This is a genomic window from Vibrio amylolyticus (genome assembly GCF_023145695.1).
GTDB classification, from domain to species: domain Bacteria; phylum Pseudomonadota; class Gammaproteobacteria; order Enterobacterales; family Vibrionaceae; genus Vibrio; species Vibrio amylolyticus.
Genome location: NZ_JAJHVV010000002.1, coordinates 211359 through 225727 on the forward strand (window position 1 = coordinate 211359; position 14369 = coordinate 225727).

Sequence of the window (14369 nt, forward strand, 5' to 3'; positions counted from 1 at the left end):
AGGCGGTGTTGAGCTGCCTTTCATTTTTATGAACCGTTATTTAAGTAATTGTGCCGAATCGAGCATACTTCGCAGTTGATCAGCGCGCTTTCGGTTAACACCAAAATCAGAGTAGCCCATCCGAGATTCTGATCGAACCAAGAGTTTTGAGCCCTCGACTTTCATCTCTAAATCATCGACGAATCGAAGCAGCTTTGAAGTGTATTCAATTCGTATATAACCGTCTTCTTTTGCTGCTGTTTTTGCCCCTGGAATCTTTAAAGCGACTTCCTCTATGTCATCCAACGTTGCTTTACTTTTTAAGTGATAAGCGATGAGGTGGTGCTGTTCTCTGTCATCTTCGGTAGAGACACAATTAGGGCTATCACCACAAGGTGAGGACGTACGGTCAGTGATTTCCCTTGCTCCTTGACTGCAAGCGGTGAGAGTAAGTAAACCTAATAGGACAGTAATTTTGGCTATCAACATAGCGTTAATCCAGTAAGTTGTTGGTGAGCAACAAAAAAGGATCCAATTTAGGATCCTTTATAGTATTGCTGCTAAATGCTATAAATCAAGAAAGTCTAGAATTCCTTCTGCGGCTTTACGACCCTCATCAATAGCAGTGACCACTAAATCCGATCCTCGCACCGCATCTCCCCCTGCAAATATCTTTTGATTGCTGGTTTGATATTGGAATTCTTGTTTTGATGGCGCTTCAATTCGCCCCCACTTATCGAGATTGACAGCAAAGGGTTCAAGCCACGGCATTGAATGCGGCTGAAAGCCAAATGCCATAATAACCACATCTGCATCGAGGGTATGTTCACTCCCTTTTACAGGCTCTGGTCGACGTCTTCCTGCCTCATCAGGCTCTCCTAGTGCTGTTTTTACGACTCGAATTCCAGTCACTTGATCGTTACTATCAACTTCAATACCTAGAGGCTGTAGATTAAACATGAAGTTAACCCCTTCCTCTTGGGCATTTTTTACTTCTCGGCGAGAGCCTGGCATGTTCGCTTCATCGCGACGATAGGCACAGATAACATTGCTAGCACCTTGGCGAACAGAGGTTCTGACACAATCCATTGCCGTATCACCGCCACCAAGAACCACCACCTTTTTACCTGCCATATCAATGTAGGGTTCAGGAGAGGTGAGGTTCATTACCTTGTATGTATTGGAGATAAGGAACGGTAACGCGTCATAGACACCTTTGGCCTCTTCATTATCAAGCCCTGCACGCATATTTTTATAAGTGCCGACACCAATAAACACCGCATCGTAGTCGTCGATGAGTTGTTGCATTGGTATGTCTTTACCCACTTCTACGTTGAGCTGAAATTCAACGCCCATATCACTAAAAATACGACGTCTGTTTTCCATGACGCTTTTTTCTAGCTTAAAGGATGGGATACCAAAAGTCAGTAGCCCCCCTATTTCAGGGTAGCGATCAAATACAACAGGTTTTACACCATTTCGAACTAAAACATCAGCAGCGGCTAACCCCGCAGGACCTGCGCCAATAATCGCCACTTTTTTATCACTCCATTCGACATTTGACATATTAGGCTTCCAGCCCATCTCAAACGCCTTGTCAGTAATGTATTTTTCGATGTTACCGATAGTGACTGCACCAAACTCGTCATTCAGAGTACAAGAGCCTTCGCATAGCCTATCTTGAGGGCATACTCGACCACATACCTCAGGTAAGCTGTTGGTTTGATGAGAAAGCTCTGCCGCTTCAATGATTCGACCTTCATTGGCAAGCTTTAGCCATTGAGGGATATAGTTATGTACTGGGCACTTCCACTCACAATATGGGTTACCGCAATCTAGACAACGATCTGCTTGCGCTGTTGCTTGCTGCTTGGTAAATGGTTCGTAAATTTCAATAAACTCAATCTTGCGAATTTTGATTGGTTTTTTTGCAGGATCAACGCGGCTCACATCGATAAATTGATAAACATTCTGGCTCATAATTTAGGCTCCTTCCTACTCTTATTGTGCCTGAACGCGCAGTTCAGCAGCGCTACGACTTTGGTGACCAAGCAGAGTGTTGAGATCTGCCGCTTTCGGTTTCACTAGATAGAATTTAGGAATCCAAGCATCGAAATTGGCCAGAATATTTTCTGCGTGTATCGAGCCTGTCTCCTCTAAGTGTTCGGCAATAAGGCCTCGTAGATGCTCTTGATGGATATAGAGATCAGAGAGTGAGATTGCCTCTACGGATTCGTTATTCACACGTCCTTCAAAGTCACTGTTTTCATCCATGACATAAGCAAAACCACCTGTCATACCAGCTCCGAAGTTCACGCCAGTTGCGCCAAGAATCGCAACAATACCGCCTGTCATGTATTCACAAGCATTATCACCGGCGCCTTCTATAATGGCGATGGTGCCAGAGTTTCTCACCCCAAAACGCTCCCCAGCTGTACCTGATGCAAAGAGTTTTCCTCCGGTTGCACCGTAAAGACAGGTGTTACCTATAATGGTGGCTTCATTACAAGCAAAGGTAGTACCAATATGAGGCTTGATGACGATCTTGCCTCCAGCCATTCCTTTGCCCACGTAGTCATTGGCATCACCTGTTAGATATAGCTCTATGCCTCCAGCATTCCAGACACCAAAGGATTGGCCGGCAGTTCCGTTGAGATTAAGTTTGATAGGGCTGGTGGCAACCCCTTGATTTCCGTAGCGCCTTGCCACTTCACCAGATAGGCTTGCACCGATAGAGCGGTCAGTATTGATTACATCGTAATAGAGGTTGAGTGGCTGCTTTGTTTCTATAGCCTGTTTAGCATCTTCTACAATGGTTTGATTAAGCTGAGCTTTATCAAATGGCGCATTGGGTTCAGTCCAATAAAGAGGGTTCCCTAATGGCGAGACAGGTTGCTCTAGAATATGTGAAAGATCTAACTTGTTCTGTTTTGCCGTTAAACCAGATACCGCTTCTAGAAGATCGGTTCGACCAATTAAATCAGTGAGTTTCTCTACACCAAGCTCAGCAAGGTGCCCACGCACTTCATCAGCAAGACCGGTAAAGTAGTTGATCACCATATCAGGTAACCCTTTAAAGTACTCTTTACGTAGCGTCTCATCTTGTGTTGCAACACCCGTAGCACAGTTGTTTAGGTGACAGATTCGAAGGAACTTACAGCCCAGAGCAACCATAGGAGCGGTGCCAAAACCAAAGCTTTCTGCTCCCAAAATGGCCCCTTTAATGACATCAAGGCCCGTTTTAAGACCCCCATCAACTTGTAGGCGTATTTTATGGCGAAGGTTATTTGCCACCAAAGCTTGCTGCGTTTCTGCCAGTCCAAGCTCCCATGGACTTCCTGCATATTTAACCGAGGTTAATGGGCTTGCTGCGGTACCGCCATCGTATCCAGAAATGGTAATTAGGTCAGCATAAGCTTTAGCGACACCCGTTGCGATCGTTCCGACACCTGGCTCTGAGACTAACTTAACGGATACTAGGGCTTTTGGATTGACTTGTTTTAGGTCAAATATCAGCTGCGCTAAATCCTCAATGGAGTAGATATCGTGATGAGGAGGAGGGGAGATAAGTGTTACCCCTTGAACGGAGTAGCGAAGCTTGGCAATTTCCGCTGTGACTTTATGCCCGGGCAGTTGTCCGCCTTCTCCAGGTTTCGCTCCTTGAGCGACTTTAATCTGCAGGACATCAGCGTTAGTTAGGTAGTGAGGTGTGACACCAAATCGGCCAGAGGCAATCTGCTTGATTCGAGAGTTACGGTCGGTTCCAAATCTTCTCGGATCTTCACCACCTTCGCCTGAATTTGAATAGCCGCCTAACTTATTCATAGCTTGAGCCAGTGCTTCATGAGCTTCAGGGCTTAGGGCACCAATTGACATGGCAGCTGAATCAAAGCGTTTAAATAGTTCGCTGCTCGGCTCTACTTGATCAAGAGACAAAGGCGTATCGGCGGTTTTTAGTTTCATTAAGTCGCGAAGCATGGCTGCTGGGCGGTCGTTTACCTCTCGTGCATATTGTTGATAGTCAGCCGATTGGCCAGTTTTTACTGCGTGTTGTAAGGTACTTACTACGTCAGGGTTGTAAGCGTGGAACTCACCATTATGGACATACTTTAATTGTCCACCTTGATCGATTGGCTTACGTTTAGCCCACGCTTTGCGTGACAGATTCAACAGGTCTTGTTGGAAGTCATCAAAATTTGAGCCCTGAATCCTAGAGGCAACGCCTTTAAAGCACAGTTCAACGATGTCTTGATGAAGGCCAACGGCTTCAAATAGCTGAGAGCATCGGTATGACGCGATAGTCGAGATCCCCATCTTCGACATGATCTTAAATAGCCCTTTATTGATGCCGTTTTGATAATTCTGCATCACGTCTCGATAGCTCTTATCGATCCCGCCTTCATCGACGATCTTGCCCAATGACTCATAGGCAAGATAAGGGTAAATAGCGGTGGCACCAAAGCCGAGCACGACAGCAAACTGGTGTGGATCTCGCACTGCACCTGACTCGACGATAATGTTGGCATCACAACGAAGGTTTTCGTTTGCAAGGCGAGTTTGCACTGCGCCAACCGCCATCGCTGTGGGAATAGGGAGTGTTCCTTTTGCTATCGCTCGATCGGATAAGACAACTAATACGCTACCTTGTTTGACGGCCGCAACACTGGCATTACAGAGTTCATTCAGCGCTTGCTTTAGATCCACTTGGTTAGGGTTGTAGTTAATGTCTAAAATAGTATGTGCGTAATAGCTAGGATCTAGGTTGAGCAGTTGCTGCATGTCGGAGTAGAGCAGGACAGGAGAGCCAAAACTTACTCGATGTGCATGCCCATCGGTTTCACAAAATACGTTCATCTCTTGGCCAATGCTGGTGGCTAAAGACATAACATGTTTTTCGCGTAGCGGATCGATAGGTGGGTTAGTCACCTGTGCAAACTTTTGACGGAAGTAATCAGTCACTAGTCGCTCTTTGGAAGAGAGTACCGCCATTGGTGTATCGTCACCCATAGACCCCGTCGCTTCTTGCCCCATATCCCCAAGTACGCGCAGCACTTGGTCAACCTCTTCGTTAGTCATCGCGAACTGTTTTTGATAAGTCTTGAGCTGATCTTCATCGAGAGTTCGATTGCCTACTTGATCGTCAGGCAATTGAGCAAAAGGAGTCAATCGGTGGACGTTCTCTTCCATCCAACTTTTATAGGGATGACGTGTTTTTAAATCATCATCAATCTCACTGGATTGCCACAGTTTCCCTTTTCGGGTATCGATTACTAAAAGTTCACCAGGCCCAACGCGCCCTTTTTCAGCCACTTCATCGGGGGTGTAATCCCAAATGCCAACTTCAGAGGCGAGTGTGATCAACTTGTCTTTGGTGATCACATAACGAGCGGGACGAAGGCCATTTCGGTCAAGGTTACACGCCGCATAGCGTCCATCGGATAATACGATGCCTGCAGGGCCATCCCAAGGCTCCATGTGCTTCGAGTTAAAATCATAGAAGGCACGAAGATCTGGATCCATATCCGGGTGGTTTTGCCATGCTGGTGGAACGAGCATTCGCATCGCTCTAAAGACATCCATCCCACCAGCTAAGAAGAGATCTAACATGTTATCAAGGCTCGAAGAATCAGAACCTGTTTCATTGACAAATGGTGCGGCTGTTTGAAGATCAGGAAGCAGTGGGGAGGAAAATTTATAAGCGCGAGCCTTAGCCCATTGACGGTTACCTTCAATGGTATTTATTTCACCATTGTGGGCTAAATAACGGAACGGTTGAGCCAGTGGCCAACGTGGTTGAGTGTTGGTTGAGAAACGTTGGTGGAAAAGGCAGATCGCCGATTCCATTCTAAGATCGGCGAGATCTAAATAGAAACGTGGAAGATCTGCAGGCATGCAGAGACCTTTATAGACCATCACCTGAGTAGATAGACTACAGATATAAAACTCATTATCGTCGGTAATCTGTTTTTCAATACGTCGACGAGCAATGTATAGACGCCTTTCTATATCGCGTTCACGCCATCCAGCAGGCGCTGAGACAAATACTTGTTGAATATTAGGTAGTGATTCTTTGGCAATGGGACCAAGGACATCGGCGTTAGTCGGAACGCTTCGCCATCCTGCAACGGTCAGTGTTTCTTTTTCTAGCTCTTGGTTGATTATCTCTTGAGCACGCTTGGATTTTTCGTTGTCTTGGCTAAAAAAGATCATGCCAATAGCGTATTGGCGGCTAAGCTTAAAGCCTAATTCTTCCGCAACAATTCGCAGGTAGCTATCAGGTTTTTGTAGTAGTAAACCACAGCCATCACCGGTTTTACCGTCGGCTGCAATTCCTCCTCGGTGGGTCATTCTATCTAATGCTGAAATAGCGGTACGAACAAGTTTGTGGCTTGGCTCGCCTTCCATATGGGCGATTAAACCAAACCCGCAGTTGTCCTTCTCAAGACTTGGATCATATAAAGCCATTGCAACTCTCCCTTTGCTTCTCTGTCATCCAGACAGTAAATGACTAATTATTCGTTATTATTATTTTGGTTATTTTATAAAGTGCCTTTTGTTTTTAACAAACAACATCAATCTCTATATCAATGAGTTCACAAAATATAGGTTATTATAAAAAAGATCAAGTTCTTGGATATTTATCATGTGGCACTGCGATTTGCCGCGTAATACTCTGAAATTTCATTGTATATTCATGAGGATAGGATTTGTGGATTTACATCTTGGTAACATTAAATATAAAGAAAAGGTGTGGAGAAATTGAAATAATGGAAAATAAAAAAGCCAGCAATCAATGCTGGCTTTAGGCTAGGTGCTAATAGAACTGAATGCTAACTGACTAGTTAGAAAGCATCAGTGAATCAGCTCTCGCTTCTAGGTTTGAGTTACCTTGCAGGAATTTATCAATGGCGATTGCACATTCGCGACCTTCGTTGATACAACGAACGACCAGTGATTGTCCCGTTCTCATATCGCCCGCAGCAAATACACCTTTTTGATTAGTTTGGTAACCTTGGCTAGCCACATTTCCACGATCATCCAGCTTAATGTCTAGCTGAGCTAGGACGCCAGTTGGTTCTGGATGTAAGAAGCCCATCGCTAGGAACGCTTGATCACATGGAATAACACGCTCACTGCCTGCCACTTCATCAAAGCCAGGACGCTCACCCGGTTTTGCATCTTGCCAAACAATATCAGCAATACGTAAACCAGTAACCTCACCTTTATCGTTGCCGATAAATTCTTTAGTCAAAATATTCCAATGACGCTCACAACCTTCTTCATGAGAAGTGGTCGTTTTCATGATCATTGGGAACTGAGGCCAAGGCATATTGGCAGGGCGTTTCTCTGGTGGGATCGGCATGATCTCAACCTGAGTAATACTTGCTGCTTTATGACGGTTTGACGTTCCCACACAGTCTGAGCCAGTATCACCACCACCGATAACCACAACGTGCTTATCTTTAGCGTGAATCTCTTCTGTTTTAAGATCTAAGTCGTTTGCTCGGCGGTTGTTTTGACCAAGGAATTCCATGGCAAAGTGAACGCCTTTCAGCTCTCGACCTGGAATAGGCAAGTCGCGAGGGACGGTAGAACCACCCGTTAGCAATACCACGTCGAACTCTTGGCGTAGCTGTTGAGCGTTAACATCAACACCAATGTGTTGATTTACTTTAAACTCAACGCCAGCTTCTGCCATTAGGTTGATCTTACGATCAATCACGTCCATACCCAGTTTGAAATCTGGGATACCGAAGCGCAGTAGACCGCCAACTTTTTCATCACGTTCAAATACAGTCACAGAGTGACCGGCACTGTTCAGTTGCTCTGCTGCGGCAAGGCCTGCAGGGCCTGAACCGATAACCGCCACGGTTTTACCCGTGCGAGAACGTGGCGTTTTGGGCTTAGCATAACCTTCACGGTAAGCCGTTTCGACAATGGTTTTCTCGATGTTACAGATAGTGATCGGATCTTGGTTGATACCAAGAACACAGGCACTTTCACAAGGAGCAGGGCAGACACGACCTGTAAACTCTGGGAAGTTATTTGTTGAGCTTAGAATGTTCCAAGCTTCTTCCCAGCTATCACGGTACACCGCGTCGTTAAATTCAGGAATGATGTTACCAATCGGACAACCGTTGTGGCAGAAAGGTACGCCACAATCCATGCAACGAGAGGCCTGAGTACCGATCTTTTCACCAAATTCTTCGTTTAGTACGAACTCTTTGTTGTCTTCGATACGAACCGATGGGTCGAGCTTCTTTGGAAGCTCACGACCGTGCTCTAAAAATCCAGTAGGCTTACCCATTATACTGCCTCCACTTGTTCCGTTTGTGCCTGTTGTGCTTCAGCTTTACGCTTCTCAAGAACCGCTTTGTAGTCGCGTGGCATTACTTTAATTAGTGATGCGACACTTGCTTCAAAGTTGTCTAGGAAAGACTGAGCAACTTCACTTCCTGTGAATTCAACATGCTTCGTTAGCATATCTAGTAGAAGATCTTTATCTTCTTGTTCGATAGGGTCTAGGTCTACAAGCTCTGCGTTTAACTTAGTTTCGAAGTCGCCAGCTTTGTCCCAAACATAAGCGACACCGCCACTCATACCCGCCGCAAAGTTACGACCTGTTGAGCCAAGGATAACGGCAACACCACCAGTCATATATTCACAACCATGGTCACCAACGCCCTCAACAACAACCTTCGCACCTGAATTACGAACACAGAAACGTTCACCAGCCATACCGCGAATGAATGATTCACCAGAGGTCGCACCGTAGAAACAGACGTTACCAACCACGATGTTATCTTCAGCAACGATAGACGATTTCGCATCTGGGTACAGTACCAAGGTACCGCCAGACAGGCCTTTACCCCAGTAATCGTTCGCGTCACCTTCAACTTCGAATTTAACGCCTTTCGCAAGGAAAGCCCCGAAAGATTGACCAGCACTACCGTGGAACTTAACGTTCATTGGTTGTGGTAAACCTTGGTCTTTGTAAACCTTCGAGATTTCGTTCGACAGCATAGTACCTGCAGAGCGATCCGTGTTGATGATAGGGAAGGTCGCATTTACAGCTTCGCCTTTCTCAAGTGCAGGAATTGCAGCTTGAATCAACTTACGGTCTAGAACATCTTCTAAGTTGTGGTTTTGTTGTGTCTGGTTGTAGATACCATCTTCGTCACGAGCCTGTTCAATATGCAGAACTGGTGTTAGATCGAGGTTCTTGTACTTCCAGTGACCGATGTCGTCACGAACTTTAAGCTTGTGTGATTGACCCACCATCTCATCGATAGAGCGGAAGCCAAGTTCAGCCATTACTTCACGTAGGCCTTCAGCCATGTATTGGAAGAAAGTGACTACGTCTTCTACGCGGCCGTCGAAACGCTCACGAAGAGTCTTGTTCTGTGTTGCGATACCAACAGGACATGTATTCTTGTGACACTTACGCATCATGATACAGCCTTCAACAACCAATGCTGCTGTTGCTACGCCCCATTCTTCAGCGCCAAGTAACGTTGCTACCGCAAGGTCACGTGGTGTTTTCATCTGACCATCAGACTGAACAACGATACGGTTACGTAGGCCGTTTTTCAGTAGTGTTTGGTGAGTTTCCGCTAGGCCCAGTTCCCAAGGTAGACCGGTGTGACGGATAGAAGACATCGGAGATGCACCCGTACCACCATCAAAACCTGCGATAAGTACTACGTCAGCTTTCGCTTTTGCTACACCCGATGCAATCGTACCTACGCCCGCTTCAGATACTAGCTTCACGTTTACACGGCCGTTACGGTTCGCGTTTTTCAGATCGTAGATAAGCTGAGCCAAATCTTCGATTGAGTAGATATCGTGGTGTGGCGGTGGAGAGATAAGACCTACGCCCGGAGTTGAGTGACGCGTTGCGCCGATCCAGTCATCAACCTTATCACCCGGTAGTTGACCACCTTCGCCAGGTTTCGCACCTTGAGCCATCTTGATTTGCAGCTCATCAGCGTTAGATAGGTAGTAAGACGTTACACCAAAGCGACCAGAAGCCACCTGTTTGATAGCTGAACGTTCCCAGTCACCGTTTTCTTTACGTTCGAAACGTGCTGGATCTTCACCACCTTCACCTGAGTTTGATTTCGCGCCAATGCGGTTCATTGCAACAGCCAGTGTTGAGTGAGCCTCATGCGAGATTGAACCAAAGCTCATTGCGCCTGTTGCGAAACGCTTAAGGATGTTCTCGATTGGTTCTACTTCCGCTAAAGGAATAGAGCCTGCAGGGTTCTTGATGAAATCAAGTTGGCTACGTAGCGTTGCTGCGTTGTCGCCTTGGTCATCAACCGCTTTTGCGTACTTCTTGAACTGACCGTAATCTTTATTACGCGTCGACTCTTGAAGTAGAGAAATCGTTTCTGGGTTGAATAGGTGTTTCTCACCACGTTGTTTCCATTGGTAAACACCACCAACATCAAGGATCTGAGCTGGGATTTCACGAGCTGGGTAACCAACACGGTGACGAACCAGTACTTCTCGTGCGATATCGTCGATCGTTAGACCTTGGATACGAGAAACAGTACCAGTGAAGTATTTTTCAACCACTGATTTGCTCACACCAAGTGCTTCAAAAATCTGTGCACCGTGGTAAGACTGCAGCGTCGAGATCCCCATCTTAGAGAAGATCTTCAGTAGGCCGCCGTTCACACCTTTACGGTAGTTATCGAATAACTCACGTGGGTGTACGCTTGGATCTAACTTCTTAGTACGTTGCAGTTCAACAATCGTTTCAATAACTAAGTATGGGTTAACTGCGTTCGCACCGTAACCGATAAGCGTTGCAAAGTGGTGTGTTTCACGAGCGTCGCCCGTTTCAACAACGATATCACACTTAGCACGTAGGCCTTTACGGATTAGATGGTGGTGAACCGCGCCAACCGCCAGCATTGCAGGAATAGCCGCGTGGTTTGAGTTAACCGCACGGTCAGTCAGTAGGATAATAGAGTAGCCATCGATAACGGCATCTTCTGCATATTGGCAGATACGCTTAAGTGCTCGCTCTAATTTCCCTTCGTCTCCGTTTGCTTGGAATACGATATCTAGCGTCTTCGCTTGAAGGTGCTCATTATCGATTGCACGCAGTTTTTCTAATTCTGAGTTAGACAGTACTGGAGATTCAAGCTCTACCTTTTGACAGTGCTCAGGTGTTTCAGCAAGTAGGTTCTGATCTTTACCTAGGTAAGTGTTCAGAGACATAACCATACGCTCACGGATCGGGTCGATCGGTGGGTTAGTTACTTGTGCAAACAGCTGTTTGAAGTAGTTTGAAAGGTGCTGAGATTGGTGCGATAGAATGGCTAGCGGCCAGTCAGCGCCCATTGCAGAAAGTGGCTCGTAGCCTGTTTTTGCAAGAGGAAGAATGATTTCATTCACTTCTTCAGAGCTCACACCAAACGATTGTTGTTTGTGTAGTAGCTTCTCTGGAGAAGGTTGACTAAATTCGTTACTAGCATCTGGTAGCTTTTTCAAACTTAGAAGATTCTCTTCAACCCACTTTTCATAAGGTTGCGAACTGGCGATACCATCTTTCACTTCTTCATCAGAGATGATGCGACCTTGCTCTAGATCGGCAACGAAGATACGACCAGGCTGTAGACGACCACGGTATTCAACGTTCTCTGGTGCGATTTCAACAACACCTGATTCCGACGCCATTACTAGGAAGTCATCTTTGGTCACTGTATAGCGAGAAGGACGTAGACCGTTACGGTCTAAGGTTGCACCTACTTGAACACCATCGGTGAAACAAACAGAAGCTGGGCCATCCCACGGTTCCATAACGTTCGCGTGGTATTGATAGAACGCGCGGCGTGTTGGATCCATATTTTTGTTTTCTTGCCATGCTTCAGGGATCATCATCATCAATGCGTGTGGCAGGCTACGACCAGAGAGAACTAGGAGCTCAAGTGCCATGTCGAAGTTTGATGAATCTGAGCTACCTTCCTGACAAATAGGAAGAAGCATGTCTATTTCTGCTTGAGTAAACAGATCTGACTCGATGATCGCTTCACGTGCCTTCATCCAGTTAAGATTACCGCGAACCGTGTTGATTTCACCGTTGTGGGCAATATAACGGAAAGGCTGTGCTAAGCGCCAGCGAGGAAAAGTATTGGTAGAGAAACGAGAGTGAACCAGCGCTAGTGCGGTGACCATCGTTGGATTTTGTAGATCTAAGAAGTATTGAGGTACTTGCTCAGTAGTTAGCTGACCTTTATACACTAATGTCTTGTAAGACATTGAGTTGATGTAGAAGTCATCACCAATGTTAGACACACTTTCTAGGCATACACGAACCGTGTAGTTACGAAGAACATAAAGCTTACGCTCAAGCTCTTCTGGTGTGACACCAGGACCGCCTGAAATAAATACATGTTCAAATTGAGGTTCAGTGCTTAATGGGTCAGCACCAATCATTGAATTGTCTGTAGGAAGTTCACGGTAGCCGATAACTTCTAATTCAAGGCGTTGTGCGTTGCGTTCTAAAATATCACGACACTGCGCACGTTTGTGTTCATCTTTAGGGAAAAGTACAACACCAACACCATACTTTTCAAAAGACGGTAATTTAATGCCAAGCTTAACCGCTTCTTCTAGTAAGAATTCGTGAGGCTTTTGAAGCAAGATACCTGCACCATCACCAGAACACGGATCACAGCCTTGGCCGCCACGGTGTTCCATGCGTGCAAGCATATCTAATGCTTGGGTTACTACTTCGTGTGATTTACGGTTTTTTAGGTGAGCAACAAAACCGATACCACAAGCGTCATGCTCCAGTTCTGGAGTATAGAGACCTTGTGAATTCTGCTCGCTATCTACCATAGATACATCCTTCCAGTTAAATACGACACTGTGCACTAGTCCTAGTGAGTGTCTGTCCTTTATTGTTATGAATCTGAGCCTACCTATGTTGGTAGGCCTGAGTCCTTTCCGTCTCTCGCTGAAATATATGGCGAGAAAAACATTCCTTGGTGTTATCCGTGTTTTTTCAATCACAATATAGTGATTTATATAGGTGGGAGGTTGGATTCACCGACTTATCCGCAACTAATATTGTAATAAAGACTACAAATTAAACGGCATTGTGTAAGTATCCTACAATTTAGTCGAGGCTCTTGGCAATGAAAACTAACTTTTGTAGACCATTTTTTTAGTTAAAAAATGCATATTATAGTTAACAATTGTGCAACAGGAGTGTTTTTTACCAATATTTCTGCATGTTTATTGATTTTTGATAGTTAATCTCAATAACGACTTCTTTAAGATGCGTGACTTTCGCTTGCAAGGATGTAATAAATTTTCAGTAATCGAACTGAGAATAGTTTCGGTTAGCATGAATTGGCTTTTTTTGGTTCGTAAAAGTATTCGACAAGAAGTGCTTTGGTAAAGAGTTGTGGTTTAAATATGCAATTACATGAGTTGGTTAATACGATTGGTCAAGACTTGCAACGCCGTTATGGTGAGAAAGTACATAAACTGACCCTACATGGTGGTTTTAACTGCCCTAATCGTGATGGAACTATTGGTCGAGGCGGATGCACTTTTTGCAATGTTTCTTCCTTTGTCGATGAACAAACTCAAACAAAAGGCATTGTCGATCAGCTAACGGATCGCGCTGGAGAGATAAAGCGGGCAAAGAAGTATCTAGCTTACTTTCAAGCCTACACCAATACCTATGCCGAAGTTCAAGTATTAAGAAGCATGTACGAAGAGGCGCTAGAAGCAGCGGATATGGTTGGGTTGTGTGTGGGCACGCGACCAGACTGTGTGCCTGACGCTGTTTTGGATCTGCTGTCGGAGTATGTCAATAAAGGCTATGAGATCTGGTTAGAGCTCGGTTTGCAAACAGCGAATGATCAAACGCTAAAACGTATTAACCGAGGCCATGATTTTGACTGTTATGCGCAGATCACCAAGCGTGCTCGTGCATTGGGTATCAAAGTGTGTACGCATCTTATTGTCGGTTTGCCTAAAGAGAGCCGAGAAGACAATCTTGAGACACTTGAAAAGGTGCTTGATGTGGGAACGGATGGAATCAAACTTCACGGACTGCATATTGTTGAAGGCAGTACCATGGCAAAAGCGTGGCGTGCAGGCAAGCTCAAAGCACCTGAGCTAGAGGAGTACGTGTCAATTGCCAGTGAAGTCATTCGTAGAACACCGCCTGATATAATCTATCACCGTGTCTCCTCTGCTGCTCGTCGGCCAACGCTGCTTGATCCTTTGTGGTGTGAGAATCGCTGGTTAGCGATGACTGAAATTGGCCGTGCATTGGACCGTGATGGTGCTCAAGGTTCCCTAACTGGTCAGTCATATATCTACTCCCTGCCAGTATTAACGCAAGAATAGTCAGCAAT

General features: G+C 45.5%; 6 protein-coding genes. 1 reads left to right on the forward strand and 5 read right to left on the reverse strand.

Features of this window, described 5'->3' with window-relative positions; all coding sequences use genetic code 11:
• Positions 1 to 36: 36 nt before the first annotated feature.
• The 5 genes from KP803_RS03920 to gltB (KP803_RS03940) all read right to left on the reverse strand — a co-directional run bounded on the left by KP803_RS03920 (position 37) and on the right by gltB (KP803_RS03940) (position 12834).
• The gene (locus tag KP803_RS03920; protein WP_248007760.1) at positions 37 to 462 is read right to left on the reverse strand and encodes a DUF1499 domain-containing protein; all 426 of its coding nucleotides are present in this window, start codon (positions 460 to 462) and stop codon (positions 37 to 39) included.
• A gap of 84 nt (positions 463 to 546) precedes the next feature.
• Positions 547 to 1959 (reverse strand): FAD-dependent oxidoreductase, encoded by a 1413-nt coding sequence (locus tag KP803_RS03925; protein WP_248007528.1) that lies wholly within the window; start codon positions 1957 to 1959, stop codon positions 547 to 549.
• A 21-nt stretch (positions 1960 to 1980) separates the two neighbouring features.
• Positions 1981 to 6444, reverse strand: coding sequence for a glutamate synthase large subunit (gltB, locus tag KP803_RS03930; protein ID WP_248007529.1), 4464 nt, complete (start codon positions 6442 to 6444; stop codon positions 1981 to 1983).
• Positions 6445 to 6817: 373 nt separating this feature from the next.
• Entirely contained in the window at positions 6818 to 8287 is a 1470-nt protein-coding gene (locus KP803_RS03935; RefSeq protein ID WP_248007530.1) for a glutamate synthase subunit beta, read from the reverse strand.
• Positions 8287 to 12834: a glutamate synthase large subunit gene (gene gltB / locus KP803_RS03940; RefSeq protein ID WP_248007531.1), complete on the reverse strand. Its 4548-nt coding sequence runs from the start codon at positions 12832 to 12834 to the stop codon at positions 8287 to 8289. The genes KP803_RS03935 and gltB (KP803_RS03940) overlap by 1 nt, the downstream gene beginning before the upstream one ends.
• A gap of 582 nt (positions 12835 to 13416) precedes the next feature.
• Between gltB (KP803_RS03940) and mnmL the strand changes: the two genes are divergently transcribed.
• Positions 13417 to 14361: a tRNA modification radical SAM protein MnmL/YtqA gene (gene mnmL / locus KP803_RS03945; protein ID WP_248007532.1), complete on the forward strand. Its 945-nt coding sequence runs from the start codon at positions 13417 to 13419 to the stop codon at positions 14359 to 14361.
• Positions 14362 to 14369 lie beyond the last annotated feature (8 nt).